Here is a 16794-nt window from a genome sequence, read left to right as displayed (position 1 = left end):
ATTCTTGCTCATCATTTTCCTTTTGTCGATGTCGTTTTCTATTTTTGTCGCCAAACAAAAGTTACTTCATAGATGAATCTTCACGAATATCAAGGAAAAGAAATTTTGGCAAGCTTCGGAGTACGTATCCAACGTGGAATAGTTGCCCGAAATGCGAAAGAAGCAGTTGACGCTGCCAAACAACTTACTCAAGAAACAGGAACCGGTTGGCATGTAATCAAAGCTCAAGTCCACGCCGGAGGTCGAGGAAAAGGTGGTGGAGTAAAATTGGCCAAAAACTTGAAGGAGGTCGAAGAACTTGCTGGAAGTATTATTGGGATGAATTTGATAACTCCCCAAACTTCTGCTGAAGGGAAAAAAGTGCATCAGGTTTTGGTTGCGGAGGATGTGTATTATCCGGGCGATAGTGAAACCAATGAATTTTATATGTCCGTTTTGTTGAACCGTGCTTCAGGAAGGAATATGATTATGTATTCAACTGAAGGTGGTATGGACATTGAGGAAGTGGCGGAAAAGACCCCACATCTTATCTTTACGGAAGAAATTGATCCAGGTACTGGACTTTTGCCGTTTCAAGCTAGACGCGTTGCTTTCAATCTAGGATTGTCTGGAGCAGCTTTTAAGGAAATGGTGAAGTTTGTGTCCGCTTTGTACAAAGCTTACGAACAAAGCGATGCCACACTTTTTGAAATCAACCCTGTGTTGAAGACTTCTGATGATAAAATTATGGCGGTTGATGCCAAGGTGACCATTGATGACAATGCGCTGTATAGAAGAAAAACATATGCTGAAATGCGTGATTTGCGCGAAGAGAATCCTATTGAAGTTGAGGCTCGTGAAGTTGGATTGAACTATGTGGATTTGGATGGTAATGTTGGTTGTATGGTGAATGGTGCCGGATTGGCCATGGCTACCATGGATTTGATTAAAATGGCCGGAGGAGAACCTGCCAACTTTTTGGATGTTGGAGGTACGGCAGATGCCAAAAGAGTTGAAGAGGCATTCCGGATTATTTTAAAAGACCCTAATGTAAAAGCTATTTTAATTAATATTTTTGGTGGAATAGTAAGGTGTGATCGTGTTGCGCAAGGGGTTGTGGATGCTTATAAAAACATGGGAGATGCGATTAAAGTACCTATTATTGTACGTTTGCAGGGAACCAATGCTGAATTGGCCAAAGAAATTATTGATAATTCAGGTTTGGCCGTTCATTCTGCAGTCCAATTCCAAGAAGCTGCGGATAAAGTAAAAGAAGTATTGGGATAAGTTTTCTAACCTAATTATAGAAGGGCAACGTTGATTTAACGTTGCCCTTTTTTGTTTTTCTTACCTATATGGGGTTTCTGCTTCACATTTTGAAGTGTTTCATCATCTTGGATTGCGGGATTTTTTGAATAAACGCGAAGGTGTTGAAGGATTCCTGTTATCATATTTCATCACGTAAAAGCGTGGAATATTAGCTAATTGTTACATAATTTAAACCTCGGTTAAATGATACTTTTTGATGAAAATAGTTGGGGAATTTGCGCCTAATTTTGTCCTGTCATTAAAAACAAAGGTTCATTAATCATCAAATTTTTTTAATCAAAAAACGGAATTACCATGAAGAAAATCAGTGTTATTTTATTGACTGCTGCGTTAATGGTTTCAATCGGGGTTCAGGCGAACGAAAAAGCCGAAATCAATCCCCAAAAGAAATTGGTTTCGCAAATCCATGAATTGCTTAAAAACAATTCTTTGGATTTTGGTACAGGTGAATTGACAGCTACTATTCGTTTTACCGTTAATAAAAAAGGTGAAATGGTAGTGCTTTCTGTGGAAACCAAGGAAGACATTTTGGATGGATTCTTAAAGAGTAGATTGAATTACAAAAAAGTGGAATTACAAGCATTCAAAGAAGGTCGTGTTTACCTTCTGCCTGTTAGGTTTACAGCGTAAAAAGCTGGAATTATTTGAGTTAGTCGTAGAAAACCCCGAATTTTCGGGGTTTTCTTGTGTAATAAAAGGTATACTTTTGGAGTTATCATAAGAAAGCATAACCTAATCTCAACCAATGAGTGCCTATCAGGAAAAATTGAGTATTCTTTCAGAAATGATTGCATTTGCAAGGGTGGACCAATCCCTTAAGCAATCTGAATATCAATTTTTATTGAAAGTAGCCTCTAATTTGGGAATTGATAAAAGCACCTTCGAAGGATTGTTGAAAGAGAAGTCTCCTAAAGTCATTCTAAAATCCCAAGCAGAACGCATAGTACAGTTTCATAGGTTATTGTTATTGATGAATGTTGACCAAGAACAACATAAAAAAGAAATCAATACATTGTATAATATTGGACTTAAAATGGGTCTTCCGCCCGCTGCCATTGGCCAGGTTTTGGAAGTAATGCATAACTATCCCGATATGGTGGTTCCTGCCGATGTCCTTATTAATATCTTCAAGGCTCACTACAATTAATGTCATTTTGACATAATTTTTCACCAAGTAAACGCCATAATGACATGTTTTTTGGTGTTGGTACATCATTTGACTATGTATGGGTGATTCGCATGTTTAACAAAAAAAATAGTAAACACCATGAGTTTAGTTAAAAGAAATAAGTTGTTTTTCCCATCAATGATCAACGATTTTATGGGTCCCGATTGGTTTGGGGGCATAGATAACTGGAACAAACCCCTGCCAGCAGTCAATATTAAAGATAATAAAGAGAATTTTGAATTGGAACTTGCTGTACCAGGTTTAAAAAGGGATGATTTTACTGTAGAAGTGGACAATGATATTTTAACCATTTCCAGTGAAACAAAATCTGAAAACGAGGAAACAAAAGAAAATTATACCCGAAGGGAATTTTTTCATACTTCATTTAAAAGAGCTTTTACACTTCCAGAATCTGTGGATGGTTCTAAGATAGATGCAAAATACGAAGATGGAATTCTAAGAGTTTTCTTACCCAAAAGAGAAGAGGCTCTGCCTAAACCTAAAAGGTTGATTTCAATAGGATAAGAAAAAAATAAAGACACCAACTTAGGTGTTTCATGATGGTTGATTGAGTTGGTTGGTTTGTGGGTGCGCTCCAGCACATTTGTGCGGAGCGCGCTTTCTTTTATTCCTTTTCCTGTAGTTGCTTTATTGCATCCCTTAATTTAGCGGCCTCCATAAAATTGAGCTCTTTTGCCGCTTTTTCCATAGCTTTTCTTTTGTCTCGTATCAGCTTTTCGCGTTGGTCTTTGGTCAAATACTCCAATTCTGGCTCGGCGGCTCTAAGTTCTTCTTTTTGAAAATGATAAGTGGAGACGGAGTTTTTGGCTAAGGCATTGTCCAAACTTTTATTTAAGGCCTTGGGGACAACATTGTGTTTTGTATTGTAGGCCATTTGCTTTTCCCTACGGTAATTGGTCTCATCAATGGTTTTCTGCATACTTTCGGTAATCGTATCAGCATACATAATAGCTTTTCCGTTCAAATTTCGTGCAGCCCGACCTACGGTTTGTGTTAAGGATCGGTTGCTGCGTAAAAAACCTTCTTTGTCTGCGTCCAATACTGCGACTAACGAAACTTCAGGTAAATCCAACCCTTCTCGCAATAGATTGACACCAATCAATACATCAAAAAGACCTTTTCGAAGATCTTGCATAATTTCTACACGTTCCAGAGTATCCACATCACTGTGAATGTAACGACATCTTACATCAATTCGAGTTAGATACTTGGCCAATTCTTCAGCCATTCTTTTGGTTAATGTGGTTACGAGCACTCGTTCATCAACTTCAACCCGTTGCTGGATTTCCTCGACCAGATCATCAATTTGATTTAAAGTAGGTCGTACTTCTATGATGGGGTCTAACAGACCGGTTGGTCTTATCACCTGCTCTACATAAACGCCTTGACTCAATTCCAGCTCATAGTCGGCTGGAGTTGCACTTACATAAATGGTTTGATTTTGAAGTGTTTCAAACTCTTCAAATTTTAAAGGTCTATTGTCCATGGCAGCCGGAAGGCGAAACCCATATTCAACCAAATTTTCTTTTCGGGAGCGGTCTCCACCATACATGGCGTGGACTTGAGGTATGGTAACATGACTTTCGTCGATAACCATTAAATAATCGTCCGGAAAATAGTCCAATAAGCAAAAGGGTCGAGTACCAGGTTCTCTTCCATCTAAATAGCGGGAATAATTTTCAATTCCTGAACAATAGCCCAATTCCCGAATCATCTCTAAATCAAAATTGGTTCTTTCCTCCAAACGTTTAGCTTCTAACGGACGGCCTATTTCTTTGAAATAATCTATTTGTTTTACCAAATCATCCTGAATCTGATGAATTGCATTTTGTAGGATGTCCGGAGAGGTGACGAACATATTGGCAGGGTATATGTTTAGCGAGTCGTAGATTTCAATCACCTTGTTGTTGAAAGGATCCAAAGCTTCTATTTCTTCAATCTCATCACCAAAAAAGTGGATGCGAAAGGCATGGTCGGCATAACCGGGGAAAACATCCACAACATCACCTTTTACCCTGAAATTTCCGTTTCTAAAATCAGCAGTTGTTCTGGAATAAAGACTTTGCACCAATTGTTTTAAGAATTTTGTGCGTGATATGACTTGGTCCCTGTGGATGGAAATCACATTTTTCTGGAACTCAACTGGGTTTCCAATACCATACAAACATGAGACAGAGGCAACGACCAAAACATCTCTACGACCAGAAAGCAATGAAGAAGTTGCACTCAAACGAAGTTTTTCAATATCCTCATTAATGGAAAGATCCTTTTCAATATAAAGTCCACTGGTTGGGATATAAGCTTCAGGCTGGTAGTAGTCATAGTAAGACACAAAGTATTCCACTGCATTTTTAGGGAAAAACTGCTTGAACTCTGAATATAATTGTGCAGCTAGTGTCTTGTTATGTGCCAAAACCAAGGTAGGCCGTTGTACGGCTTCCACAACGTTGGCCACCGTAAATGTTTTGCCAGAACCTGTGACCCCAAGCAAGGTTTGATGGGGCTCTCCAGTTTCAATGCCATTTACAAGTTGTTTGATAGCTTCTGGCTGGTCCCCGGTTGGACTGAACTCCGATACAACTTCAAATTTCATCAGATAAAAATACTAAAGGAAGTTGCTAAAAAGAAGCAAACACGGGATTATCTCTTTAAGGAAAAATGGCCATGTATTTCGCGGTTCATCTCGTCCACTGCTTTGAACCAATAATCTCCTGACGGTAGTGGTCGTCCTGCTATATTTCCATCCCAACCCATGGAATACTGTGAAATTTCCTTTAGTAATTTTCCATAACGGTCAAAAATACGGATGCTCTGCAATACAATCATATCAGAGTTTGGGGGTTGAATGAATTGCCAAAAGTCATTGATGCTGTCTCCATTAGGGGTGAAGAATTTAGGGAATCCTTCCACGGTCAAATCTTGTAAAAAAGCTTCTGAAACCACACCACAACCGTTTTTGTCCCTTACATAGAATACATGGGAGCCGGGTTCCAAACCGTCAAAAATATTACTGTCTTGATATGGGCCATCAATATTGTCTATTGCATATTCAAAATTACCATTCCCTGATGTTTCCACTGTTATTTGTAACCCGAACCCATCGCTTCTTGGTCTAAGTCGATCAATGGATGCAATCTCTGATGAAATGACGTTGAATATTTTCGTAGTGGGGCATTCAATCGTATTTCCTGATTGGGAAACCAAATTGTAGGCTTCATAGCGATAAGTGCCATTTTCAAAAAGTTCAACTTCATCTGATTCTGAAAGAAGGGTTTCGTTGCCAAATTGGTCCAACTGGTACCATCGATAACCATCTGCGGTATCTTCAGTAGTGACCAGAAATGGGGCTTCGTTCTCACAGAATGACAACGTGTCTGGGAAGTTACTTTCTGGGTTTCTGGTTACAAACTCTCCGGTTGCCAAATCCAAATAAGGCCCGCAACCTAATAAAGTTGAAAAACTTTCTTGTACGCACCCAATTGCTTCCCCCGCATCATTAAAGGGTACAATGGTTATGAAAAAGGTTCTGTTGGGTTCAAAATCAAGCACTAAGGTTGAATTTGTAGTAAATGTGGCATTATCTAAAACATCAGATCTGTCAGGTGCTGAACCTATGGTAACTCTGTATCCCGTTGCGCCAGCAACAGGGTTCCACTCGATAAAAGGGGTCAAAGGCACATTAATGGCTCCATTTACAGGGTTTATTAAATTGGTGCAACCAGGTAAAGCAGCCAACTCACCGGTAGTAAAACTTATAATTTCGCAGTTTAAAGCGGAACCATTTTCGTTGTAAGGAATCACAGTAGCGTATAGCAACGTATTGGGAGGTAATTCTCCCGGAGGGTCAAAAGAGAGGGAATTTACATCACCAGAAGCAATGTCACTGCTTCCAGGGGAAGTTCCTATGTTTACAATATATCCGGTTGCCGTTGGGGCATAAAACCAAGAGATATTACTAAAAACACTAATGTCACTGGCACCATCTAGTGGATTCCTAATGGTGGTGCAACCAGGTGCGGTTGTTACATCTTCTGTGGTAAAAGACTGGCTGGAGCAAACAATATCATCACTTCCTTGAAATAAAAAGTCCAGAATAATGGTAACATAAATCTGTGTATTTTCTGGAAGGCCCAATGCTGGGGTATAGGAAGTTGAGTTACCTACGGACTGCTCCAAAATTTCAGAACCACCAGAGGTAGTTCCCAGTCTAATGCGGTAACCGGGGATTCCAACAACGCTCTCCCATGTTATGGTCGTATTTACCGGGACATTAATGGCGCCATTCGTTGGGCTCAAAAGGTCTGGGCACTCTTGAGCCATCCCAACAATGGAAACGCAGAGAATCAATATGAACAGCAATTTTTTTAACACTTGACCAAAATCAAACCATTTAAGTTACCAATTTTCTTTTTCAAAACCTACCGTTTCAATGCAAAATGCCCTTTAAATATCCTACCATCTTCCAGAGCCACTTTGAACCAATAGTCGGATGCTGGAAGTTCATTATTATTGAAGGTGCCATCCCAACCGTTTGTTGTTGGGCTAATTTGGGCCATTAACTTACCGTATCTATCAAATATTTGAATGATACTTTCAGCTTGAAATTGACCGTCAACCCCTATAATTTGCCATGTATCATTATAATTGTCTCCATTGGGGGTGAAAAACTTGGGGTAACCTATTACTGAAATCATTCTTTTGGTAATACCACAGCCATTTTTGTCCCGAACCGCTACTGTAACAAATCCAGGCTCAACATTTTCGAATATTGAAACATCTTGATAGTTGGTGCCATCCAAGCTGTATTCATAGTCCCCATCGCCATAAACAAAAATCTCCACAATATTGTTATCTGAAATATCCTGAACCTCTATGTTCTCAATTGTGGCTCTATTGGAAGGTATTATTTTAAAATCGCTTTGATTCCAACATTCCAAAATTTCATTATTGGCTGGGTACATATATCCTACTGCCAAAACATAATCCCCAAGTGATGAAATTTCAACGGTGGATTGACCACCCAAGTCAACCAATCCATTTTCTGTTCGCTGGTACCACCTGTATATGTCAAAACCTGTAGGAGCATCAATGGAAAGTGTGGGGCCATCTGTGCACCAAACAAACTCTTCATTAAATGAAAGGGAAGGTGTAGGGTTGACCACTAAGTTTATCCTGTCCACATCTTCACAAGCGTTATTGTCTTCAATTCTTGCATAAATAGTGGTAGAAGAAGTTAGAAACTCCCCAGATAAGGGATTTTCCTCTAAACTGGCATCTTCTAATGAAGCATATAATGTTGCATCTCTACCTGAATAATCAACTTCCAAAATTCCGTCAAGGTCAAAAAAACTTTCTAAAAACCCATCTTCTGGATTATCATCGCACCCATAGTATGACTTTTCATCTTCTGTCAAAACAATAGGGAGTACCTGTAGTTGCAGCTCATCGGAATCTTCGCAACCGTTGTTATCCACAATTTTATAATAAATGGTTTGATTGAATGGAGTTGAGTTTGCATAACCGATTGGGTTTGAAATGGGATTATCAGCATTCAAGTCTGTCAAAGATTCATAAAAGTAATAACTGAAAGATTCGTCATAGATGCTTTGTTCCAAATTGAAAGTGGTGATTCCATCTGTTGAATTTGTGGACGCTGCATCACATTGCACCAAAAGTAACGGTTCTGCTTCGGGCAAGGGATTTACAGAAATAAAAGCTTCTCCGATAATTGGGCATTCACCTGGGTCACTTGGGTTTATTTTCAAGGTATAGCGACCTGAATCAGAAATGTTGGCCGGGTCTATTGTGAGGAAATAATCACTGTTTACCAAGGGAACACCATCCTTTTCCCAAGAGTAGGTAGCACCCGGGAGGTTGTCTCCTTCCAAAGTAAACGCTTCGCCATTACAAAGTGCCAGTGAACTATTGGTGGTGCCATCTGGAAACCTTACCAGTTCAATTCTATCAAAAAATGATTGCACAAATGGAGGTAAGCCTTGGGTTGCGTTTTTTCCATTAAGGGAAATGGCATTATGTACGTAGTTGGCTGCTGTACCTTTTTCATTCGGATTTTCTATAACACCCAAGAAAGGGGTTCCTACTAAATAACTTTGTGCTATGGTGCGGTATATTTTGCCATTTTGCCCCATTTGTAAAGCTCCCCTAAAAATGGGTCTTTTGTCCAAAATTACTTCGGAAGCAGCAATATCCGTTTCGGTTAAATCATACTGAATTAGGGAAGAAGATTGCTGTTGTGGAGTATCTGGATTTGGAATGCCCGAGGAATGCACATATAAAAATTGTTGGTTGGTTGAGAATTCAATACCGTAGGAGGCATTGTTTTCATCTGAAATTTGTAATTCCTGTTGGTTGGAAAAAATTCCAGAGGTTACGTCAAAATCATATAAGAAAAGACCAGAATTGGCATTGGCACTTGCCAGAACACTACCATCAGGAGAAAACTTTAAATAGCCCCTTGGATCTATAATTTCCAGGTCATCGAAAGTGCTTTTTACCGGAACTGTATTTACTCCACTATCATTAATTTCATAAGCGTAATACGTATTAAAAAAGGTAGGTTCATCTGTTTCAAAGCCCAATGCCACCACCCAAATGGATTGGTTGAAGCAATCTTTTAGTACTGCGGATATTTTTTCTGAACAATCTGCCAAGAGGTTCACGTTTTTTTGTGTTACTGCACCATTCCCACCGTTCATGGTCATGTCCACTACAGAGTAGTTTAACCCAAAGTCGGGGTCTTCCTCAAAAGTTTTGGTGTCTACGGTAAAGATGTAGAGAATGTTAGGGTCATCAGGTTTTTGTACAATTATTGCTGATTGGGTACTGGAAGGGTCTCCGTAAAGTCCTGTCCCGTTTTCCATGATGTTGTGATTTCTATCGTAAACAAGAATCCCGTCGGTATAAAGCATAAGATTACCGAAAGCATCGGATATGGAAGCGCAGCCTTCAAAGGTATCCAACTGTCCATCAGTTAACGGTGTAACTGTGCCATCATTGTTAAAGGTAATGCCAGCACCGTTTCCAAAATACCAGTTGGCGGTTTCTCCCTGTCCAAAAACGGTAAGGGAAAAGAGGTGAAATAGAAGTAAATACCGACGTTTATATAGCATTCTTCGTGAGTTCGGCACCTCACAAGATACTATAAATCACGCTTTTTTAATAATGCGTAGGATAAATAGATGAAAATAGCTGTCCAAAAGATGACAATCAGGAATTCATACCAATAGACTTGGTAGTCAAAATTCATATTTTCCCCAATTTGCTGTCCTATATTTTGAACGGCTGACAGTCTAGTGAACGGTTCTTTGATCAAATTGGTCATGGATTGCAAAGGAAAGAAGTCCTTAACTATTTTAGCGCTATCCCAACTCATGACCTTCCAACCCAATAGTCCAAAAACCACCTGTTCCAGAATGGCCCATAGAATCAAAAAACCAAGCGCAAAAGCAGACCGTTTTACAAATATGCCCAAGAATAAGCAAAATGAGAAGAAGCCTACCAGTTTTACAAAGAATGCCAATAGAAACTCCAAATCTGAAAAAATGATGGAAATTTCATTGTAATCTGAATAAATAAGTCCCAAAACCATTGAGACCACAAAAACGAACGCGGTGGAAATCAATGCAAAGGAAATTACCGTTAAGAACTTGGAAAGGATAAATTCCTTTTTGGATAGTCCGTCTATCAAATTCTGTTTAATGGTCTTGTTGCTATATTCATTGGCCATCATAGACACGATGACAATAGCTAAAAATAGTTTGAAAATGGCTGTGATAAAGGTGTTGAAATGCCAGATGTAAGGAAAGTTGAAAATTCCTTGATCTGCCAAATGGAAGTTGACGGGGCCAATATCGAATTTAATGGCCGCGATCAGCGCAATTGAAGTGAGCAAAACAAAATAGGACGTAATCAATATTTTACTGGCCCTATTGTTCCAAAGTTTGATGAATTCTATTTGAAGTAAGCGTACCATTCGTTTTTTGATTAGTTGTTCTTGGTCAAGGTTAAAAATTGTTCTTCAAGACTTTCTTTGCGTTTTACAAGGTGTGAAAGCACAATTCCTTTCTCAAAGAGCATTTTGTTGAGCGATTCCGAATCCATTTCCTCTTTGAGGTAAGCTGTTAGCGTGCCGTTGAAACTTTCAATTTTGCCGAAACTTGCATTTTTTTCCAGCAACGTCTTCAATTTTTCCATGTCTGCGGAGCGAAGTTCAAAAAATCCATGGCTCGCCAACATACTGTCTACCGGTCCAGAGTATAGTTTCACTCCTTTTCGAAGAATAACAACATGTGAACATACTTTTTCTACCTCGTCAAGTAAGTGGGAAGCCAACAAAATGGTAGTGCCTTGGTTGGCAATTTTTTTGATGATTTCCCGAATTTGATGAATACCTTGGGGATCCAGTCCGTTAGTGGGTTCGTCCAGAATTAGGATTTCCGGGTCATTGAGCAGGGCAGAAGCTATGGCCAATCGCTGTTTCATTCCCAAAGAATAGGTTTTAAACTTGCTATTGCGTCGATCCCAAAGCCCTACCAATTCCAGTTTTTCTTGAACCTTGGTTTCAGGTACTTCTTTGATTTTACAGACCAGCTTCAAATTTTGTATGGCGGTCATGTACGGATAAAAATTAGGGCGTTCAATAATAGCCCCAACTTTTTTAAGGGCTTCATGGGTGGAAAGGTTGCCATCAAACCAGTTGAATTCGCCAGAAGTTCGGTTGACCACATTCAATATAATGCCCAATGTAGTGGATTTGCCACTGCCATTGGGCCCCAAAATACCATAGACATTACCTTTTTCTATGGTAAAGGAGAGATCATTTACTGCGGTCAGATAACCGAATTTTTTTGTTAGATTGGTTACGGTGAGTATAGTTTCCAAGACGGAATCGTTTTTTGATTTGTTTATAGTAACTTGACGAGGATTATTGAAATTTGTTACAAAATAAGGAAAGAATGTCCGAGGAAAAATTAATGTCGAAGAAAAAACCTGCCTATCCAGTGAGTAAAAAACTGGACGGGTACCTGCATAAGTATAGTCGAAAAATCGAAATTCCTATATTTTATGAAGACTTGCTACGCTTTTCCGGTTCTGTAGTAGTTTATGATTCGGAGGGCAATGATACGCTATGGGTACGAGTGTATTATTCTGATTTTGAACGTGAAGAAATTGACTTGAGCCTCAAGAAGGTCTACTCCATATTGCACTCAGATGGTAGCAATAGGATTTTAGAATACCTGAACATTGATGCAGTGGATTATTGCACTTTTGGAAATTCTAAACCTTTCCGGATTAAGGTTAGAAACATTCTCAATGATAACTACACCTATTTTTATGTAAAGAAAACAGATGCTTCAAGAGTTTATGGATTAGAGTTGGAACATATGCTTTCTCCATACAACCTCAACTTTTTGGTTTATGAGGATACCTTGATCGAGGAGCACATTGCTGGCATCCCCGGTGATGTTTTCATCAGTGAAATGCTTCCTAAATGCACTGAAGCGGAAAAAGCGCAACTAGCTAAGGAGTTTGTAAAGTTCAACGAACGCTGTATGATTAGATTACTTGGCGATATGCGCTCGTACAACTATGTTATTGTACCTACTCACGATTTTGATCATGTGGTCTATAAAATCAGGGCCATTGATTTTGATCAGCAATGTTTTGAAGGGAAACTCAAGGTATATCGTCCTCAATTCTTCAAGGAAAACTTTTTGATGGTGGAACTGGTGCGAGGCAAATTGCAAAAAAGTTCTGTGGATCAATATAAAATTGAAGAGCGTTCCATTGTGGCCAAACGTATTTTGAGTTCCGGGAACCGAATCAAAAGATTAATGGGCATTGCCCGAACAGATCATATTTCTTTGCCAGAAAATATAGACCGCCTAAAGCTGGAAATTTATGACTTGACCCTTGATATGAACTTTAAAAAATGTACTGGTATGGGGCAAGTGCTATCCTTGGCCTTGGATTTTGTAAAGCGCAATTACGAGGATGTTAGTATGAAAGAAATTTTAGATGGTGAGGTCTAACTTTTTTGCTCTTTATTAAAGTAGACAAGGTAGTAATACATCTGTCGTTCCTCATCCCAGCCCTTTTCCACAAACTTTTCGGCAGATTCTGGGTTGATGAAATCCATTTTTATCTGAATGTTGGTATCCAGATTGATGACGTTCTTGATTTTTTTCCGTGCATCTGAGACCGCTTTGTTGGCAATATCAAAATTGGAAACATCTTCAATGCTATATTTTGGTCCTTTTTCGACCTTATAATGCTTAAATTCTGGTATAAGTTCAGGGTTTTCCATCACTTCATTTAAAAATGAAGTTTCTTCAAACGCATCATTTTTGGCAAAATGGTTCACGGCCCTGTTCATGAACAAAACTTCTTGCTGTTTATCTTCAGCTGGTAACACAACATCTTTGGCGAAGTTTTGGCAGAACTTTAAATAGTTCTTGGTGTAAAAGTTTTCATCGGTCAGGGGGATCAATCCTAGAAAATTCTCCAGCCAATATTTAGCATCGTAACGGTTACTGTCCACAGATAATACTTTGTAACCTTCTTCCTTATCTTGGTTAAATACGATACAGCCCTTGTCCAGTTTATTGATGTTGATGCCTTGGCGTATCAAGATTTCCAAATTCTGTTCATTTTCCTTGAACTGAAGGAAATCGTGTTTTAGTTCACTTTTGAAAATGCCGACAGCGTCCGTTTTTTGGTTGTCGATGACCAAATCGGAAAAATGGACAATATAAACTTCTCCACTTTTAATATGGGGGTGATTGGATTGCTGGAAAAGATGTTGGGTAATTTTTTTGGAAACTTCATGTGAAGTGGATGGGTCACCAAAAAGCCCAGAAATTGCGGTGTAGACTTCATTGAATTCCAAATCGGCTTCATGCCAAAACCGATAATAATTCTCTTCCTTTTCCCTAAAGGGCTTAAAAAAATATTCCTTGAGTAATCCAGCCATCTCATCATTAAGAGAAAATGGCTCTGATGATAAAAATACCGATTCATTTTTGCTCTGGTTGCCGACTCGGTGCAATGAGATACTTTCTATTTGGGCGGAATATAGGTTTAGCATGCGGGTGTTAGGTTAATGGGTTTAAGATATGGAATCTCAGTTCCAGTTTTCATCAAAATCGAAGTCGTCATAGTTGTCCAGTGGACCTTCCAATTCAATAGATGGGTCTGTTGACTCAAAATTTTTCTCAGGAGGAGAATCGGGCAATTCACCAAAACTGAACAATAAGTTTGGATAAGCTCTTCCGTCTTCTTTCTCAATAATATCGGCCAATTCCACAAAAAATGTCCACATGCTGAAAAAATCATACACATAGATCATTTTGGGATTTTGTTCTGTTATAACATCTTCAAGGACGGTCTCATTCATCAATTTAATATCAGAACCTGTTTCGCTCATGTCAAAAAGAGCAATTTCCTCGTCTTGGTTCCATTCTTCATCACAGGTATAAAAGGATGCCATCTCACCACCTTCAAAACCAAATGCTTGGGTAATGGCATTGTGGAATTCTTCCAAAGTATTGCTATCCTCAATTTCGATATCCCTAAAGATATCTTCCTCAGCATCAAGAATAATCCTGATTTTATAAATCATTCAAAAAAAATTAGAGTGGGAGCAAATTTACGACAAATACTTGTTCATTTGGTGAATCTGTGCAACGTAAAGGTCATGGCAGCCAAAAGAAAAAACGCCCCTATCTGATGCACAACCCCTAACCACAATGGTACAGCGTAAATCAAGGTGAGCACGCCCAGCAAAAATTGCAACAGCACTATAATTAAAAGCGATTGTACCCCTTTGCGCTGCCAGTGGGTGAGCTGTAGATTTTTGGTTCTGTACCATATCAAAACAATAAATCCGACTACAATATATGCCATGTAGCGATGAATGAACTGTACTCCACTTTTACCTTCAAAAAAGTTTTTGATCCATGGTTGTTGTTCAATATAAACGGTTTCATGTATCAATTTTCCCTCACTCATCAATGGCCAGTGATTATGGATAAAACCAGCGTCCAGTCCTGCAACAAAAGCTCCCCAAATAATTTGTACAATGAGCACAACCAAAGCAAACCTTATGAGGTTTTTCAAGGAGGTATTGATTTTCTTTATTTCTGGGTAGATAAGGTCCAAAGCCACCCATAGGCTGTACGCAAAGGTCAAAAATGCAGTGGTCAAATGCGCTGCCAGTCTGTAGTGCGATACATCTGGACGGTCCACCAAACCACTTTTGACCATATACCATCCCAAAAAACCTTGAAATCCCCCAAGGAGCAATAGGATCAAACACTTTTTTATAGTTGGCCCATCCAATTTTTTGGTGAATAAAAAGAAAAGAAAAGGTAGCATGAAGACAACCCCGATGAACCTTCCGATGACCCTGTGCAGCCATTCCCAAAAATAAATGCTCTTGAAGTCTTCCAGTGTAAAATGATAGTTCAGTTTTTGATATTCTGGATATTGCTGGTAGAGCTCGAAGGCTTCTTGCCATTCCTGTTCGTTCATTGGAGGAATGGTGCCTTGTATCAGTTTGTAATCCGATATGGAAAGTCCGGAATGGGTAAGCCTCGTAATGCCCCCAACAATTACCATGATGAAGATGAGTAGACAGCCCGTTAACAACCAATAGATTACATATTTGTTTTTCTTCATTCAGAATGGACTTTTAGGTTCATCTTTTTGCCTTTTTTCAGCATAAATTGATAAGCGGCTTCATATTCGTTGGGAATTTCTCCCTCCAGAATAGCTTCCTTTATAGCATCTTTAATGACACCAATTTCTCGAGAAGGTTTTAAATTGAAGGTTTGCATAATTTCTTCACCGGAAACTGGAGGTTGAAAGTTTCTGATTTGGTCGCGTTCTTCAACCTCAACAATCTTTTGTCGAACTATTTGAAAATTGTTCTTGTACCTTTTTTGTTTTTTTGGATTCTTCGTGGTGATATCTGCCTCACAAAGAGTCATGAGATCATCGACATAATCACCTGCATCAAAAATTAGTCGGCGCACGGCGGAATCTGTTACGTGATCCTCCGCCAGAATGATGGGTCTTGAACTCATCAGCACCATTTTTTGTACAAACTTCATTTTGTCATTCAACGGTAAACGGAGCCGCTTGAATAGTTTGTACACCATTTTTGCTCCTACAAACTCATGCGCATGAAAGGTCCATCCTATTTTTTTGTCGAAGCGTTTCGTGGGCGCTTTGCCAATATCATGAAGCAATGCAGCCCAGCGTAACCAAAGGTTATCTGTGGCTTTTGCAATATTATCCACCACCTCCAGCGTGTGCCAGAAGTTGTCCTTGTGCCGCTGCCCTTCAATTTCCTCGATGCCTTGCAAGGCTGTCAATTCAGGAAGAATAATGGATAAAAGCCCTGTTTGATGCATCAATGCCAACCCAGTAGAGGGTTTTTGGCTCATCATAATTTTATGCAGCTCATCCACAATACGTTCTTTGGAAACAATTTTGATGCGCTCCTTGTTCTCCGTTATGGCCCGGAGGGATTTCAGTTCTATGGTAAAATTCAATTGGGAAGCAAAACGAATGGCCCGCATCATGCGTAGAGGATCATCAGAATACGTGATGCCCGGTTCCAATGGGGTGCGTATAATTTTTTTATTTAAATCTGAGATGCCTCCAAAAGGATCTAACAGTTTTCCGAAATTGGCTTTGTTCAAAGAAAAAGCCATAGCGTTTATAGTAAAGTCACGCCTGTTCTGGTCATCCTCCAGAGTGCCATCTTCAACAATCGGTTTTCTACTGTCCCTTTGGTAACTTTCTTTTCGAGCCCCTACAAATTCAACCTCCATTGCTTCATGCTTGATCATCGCCGTGCCAAAATTCTTGAAAACGGATATTTCTGGCTTGCCTTTCAGTTTTTCGGCCACTTTTTTGGCAAGTTCAATACCACTCCCAATGGTTACAATATCAATGTCTTTTGGTGTACCTCGTTGCAAGAGATGGTCACGTACATAGCCACCAATAACATAGGAAGTCATGCCCAATTCTTCTGATGTCTCGCCGATAAGTTGAAAAATAGGATGTTGTATGGCCTCTTTATGGAATTCCTGCGTCATTATTCCCGGATTACCTTCACCTGACCATCATTACTTAGTTTGATGATGGAGGAAGGGGAAGGGTTTTTGTTATCATCTGGCAAATTTACCACATAGTCCACTCCTTTTAAAATTTCTATTTAGAAGTTTGTTAATATTAATATGCTAAAGATGAATAAAAAATAAATTAAC

Annotated in this window: 14 protein-coding genes and 1 pseudogene; 5 read left to right on the top strand and 10 right to left on the bottom strand. The window is 39.3% G+C overall.

What is annotated here, in order from left to right; genetic code table 11:
• Positions 1-72: 72 nt before the first annotated feature.
• From sucC to HJC33_RS03070, 4 genes are all read left to right on the top strand, one after another.
• A complete protein-coding gene (sucC, locus tag HJC33_RS03085; RefSeq protein ID WP_171657328.1) occupies positions 73-1266 on the top strand; it encodes an ADP-forming succinate--CoA ligase subunit beta in 1194 nt (397 codons plus the stop codon).
• 336 nt (positions 1267-1602) lie between these two features.
• Positions 1603-1938, top strand: coding sequence for a hypothetical protein (locus HJC33_RS03080; RefSeq protein WP_171657327.1), 336 nt, complete (start codon positions 1603-1605; stop codon positions 1936-1938).
• 115 nt (positions 1939-2053) lie between these two features.
• A complete protein-coding gene (locus HJC33_RS03075; protein WP_171657326.1) occupies positions 2054-2455 on the top strand; it encodes a TerB family tellurite resistance protein in 402 nt (133 codons plus the stop codon).
• Positions 2456-2575: 120 nt separating this feature from the next.
• Positions 2576-3001, top strand: a complete 426-nt coding sequence (locus tag HJC33_RS03070) for an Hsp20/alpha crystallin family protein (protein WP_171657325.1) — start codon at positions 2576-2578, stop codon at positions 2999-3001.
• A 100-nt stretch (positions 3002-3101) separates the two neighbouring features.
• Here the strand turns inward: HJC33_RS03070 and uvrB are convergent, their stop codons facing one another.
• Genes uvrB through HJC33_RS03045 form a run of 5 tightly spaced genes read right to left on the bottom strand, consistent with a single transcriptional unit; the run spans position 3102 to position 11398 of the window.
• Positions 3102-5090 carry an excinuclease ABC subunit UvrB gene (uvrB, locus tag HJC33_RS03065; protein WP_171657324.1) on the bottom strand — a complete coding sequence of 663 codons (1989 nt, stop codon included), beginning with the start codon at positions 5088-5090 and terminating at the stop codon, positions 3102-3104.
• A gap of 47 nt (positions 5091-5137) precedes the next feature.
• Positions 5138-6856 (bottom strand): T9SS type B sorting domain-containing protein, encoded by a 1719-nt coding sequence (locus tag HJC33_RS03060; protein WP_171657323.1) that lies wholly within the window; start codon positions 6854-6856, stop codon positions 5138-5140.
• A 59-nt stretch (positions 6857-6915) separates the two neighbouring features.
• Entirely contained in the window at positions 6916-9627 is a 2712-nt protein-coding gene (locus HJC33_RS03055; protein ID WP_171657322.1) for a T9SS type B sorting domain-containing protein, read from the bottom strand.
• A 29-nt stretch (positions 9628-9656) separates the two neighbouring features.
• A complete protein-coding gene (locus tag HJC33_RS03050; RefSeq protein WP_171657321.1) occupies positions 9657-10490 on the bottom strand; it encodes an ABC transporter permease in 834 nt (277 codons plus the stop codon).
• Between the two features lie 11 nt (positions 10491-10501).
• A complete protein-coding gene (locus HJC33_RS03045; RefSeq protein ID WP_171657320.1) occupies positions 10502-11398 on the bottom strand; it encodes an ABC transporter ATP-binding protein in 897 nt (298 codons plus the stop codon).
• A gap of 74 nt (positions 11399-11472) precedes the next feature.
• On the opposite strand from HJC33_RS03045, the gene HJC33_RS03040 reads away from it, so the two are divergent.
• A complete protein-coding gene (locus tag HJC33_RS03040) occupies positions 11473-12549 on the top strand; it encodes a hypothetical protein (protein ID WP_171657319.1) in 1077 nt (358 codons plus the stop codon).
• Here HJC33_RS03040 and HJC33_RS03035 read toward each other — a convergent pair.
• From HJC33_RS03035 to HJC33_RS17285, 5 genes and pseudogenes are all read right to left on the bottom strand, one after another.
• Positions 12546-13604 carry a nucleoid-associated protein gene (locus HJC33_RS03035; RefSeq protein ID WP_171657318.1) on the bottom strand — a complete coding sequence of 353 codons (1059 nt, stop codon included), beginning with the start codon at positions 13602-13604 and terminating at the stop codon, positions 12546-12548. The genes HJC33_RS03040 and HJC33_RS03035 overlap by 4 nt on opposite strands.
• Before the next feature lie 36 nt (positions 13605-13640).
• Complete coding sequence (locus HJC33_RS03030; RefSeq protein WP_171657317.1) at positions 13641-14138, bottom strand: IS1096 element passenger TnpR family protein; 498 nt, start codon at positions 14136-14138, stop codon at positions 13641-13643.
• 44 nt (positions 14139-14182) lie between these two features.
• Positions 14183-15196, bottom strand: coding sequence for a COX15/CtaA family protein (locus HJC33_RS03025; RefSeq protein WP_171657316.1), 1014 nt, complete (start codon positions 15194-15196; stop codon positions 14183-14185).
• A complete protein-coding gene (locus HJC33_RS03020) occupies positions 15193-16623 on the bottom strand; it encodes a CCA tRNA nucleotidyltransferase (RefSeq protein WP_171657315.1) in 1431 nt (476 codons plus the stop codon). Before HJC33_RS03020 ends, HJC33_RS03025 begins: the two co-directional genes overlap by 4 nt.
• Positions 16623-16739 (bottom strand): annotated as a pseudogene (locus tag HJC33_RS17285) (L-threonylcarbamoyladenylate synthase); the annotation flags it as partial. The gene HJC33_RS03020 and the pseudogene HJC33_RS17285, both read right to left, overlap by 1 nt.
• Positions 16740-16794: the final 55 nt, after the last annotated feature.

Origin of the sequence: Flagellimonas amphidinii (genome assembly GCF_013090115.1) — a bacterium.
Lineage (GTDB): Bacteria > Bacteroidota > Bacteroidia > Flavobacteriales > Flavobacteriaceae > Flagellimonas > Flagellimonas amphidinii.
Note: the sequence above shows the minus strand (reverse complement) of the source record. Positions and strands in the feature narration are given on the sequence as shown.

Bases quoted from the DNA above. Each gene is read 5' to 3' on its own strand.
- sucC (WP_171657328.1), top strand. From the start codon at position 73: ATGAATCTTCACGAATATCAAGGAAAAGAAATTTTGGCAAGCTTCGGA.
- HJC33_RS03080 (WP_171657327.1), top strand. From the start codon at position 1,603: ATGAAGAAAATCAGTGTTATTTTATTGACTGCTGCGTTAATGGTTTCA.
- HJC33_RS03075 (WP_171657326.1), top strand. From the start codon at position 2,054: ATGAGTGCCTATCAGGAAAAATTGAGTATTCTTTCAGAAATGATTGCA.
- HJC33_RS03070 (WP_171657325.1), top strand. From the start codon at position 2,576: ATGAGTTTAGTTAAAAGAAATAAGTTGTTTTTCCCATCAATGATCAAC.
- uvrB (WP_171657324.1), bottom strand. From the start codon at position 5,090: ATGAAATTTGAAGTTGTATCGGAGTTCAGTCCAACCGGGGACCAGCCA.
- HJC33_RS03055 (WP_171657322.1), bottom strand. From the start codon at position 9,627: ATGCTATATAAACGTCGGTATTTACTTCTATTTCACCTCTTTTCCCTT.
- HJC33_RS03050 (WP_171657321.1), bottom strand. From the start codon at position 10,490: ATGGTACGCTTACTTCAAATAGAATTCATCAAACTTTGGAACAATAGG.
- HJC33_RS03040 (WP_171657319.1), top strand. From the start codon at position 11,473: ATGTCCGAGGAAAAATTAATGTCGAAGAAAAAACCTGCCTATCCAGTG.
- HJC33_RS03035 (WP_171657318.1), bottom strand. From the start codon at position 13,604: ATGCTAAACCTATATTCCGCCCAAATAGAAAGTATCTCATTGCACCGA.
- HJC33_RS03030 (WP_171657317.1), bottom strand. From the start codon at position 14,138: ATGATTTATAAAATCAGGATTATTCTTGATGCTGAGGAAGATATCTTT.
- HJC33_RS03025 (WP_171657316.1), bottom strand. From the start codon at position 15,196: ATGAAGAAAAACAAATATGTAATCTATTGGTTGTTAACGGGCTGTCTA.
- HJC33_RS03020 (WP_171657315.1), bottom strand. From the start codon at position 16,623: ATGACGCAGGAATTCCATAAAGAGGCCATACAACATCCTATTTTTCAA.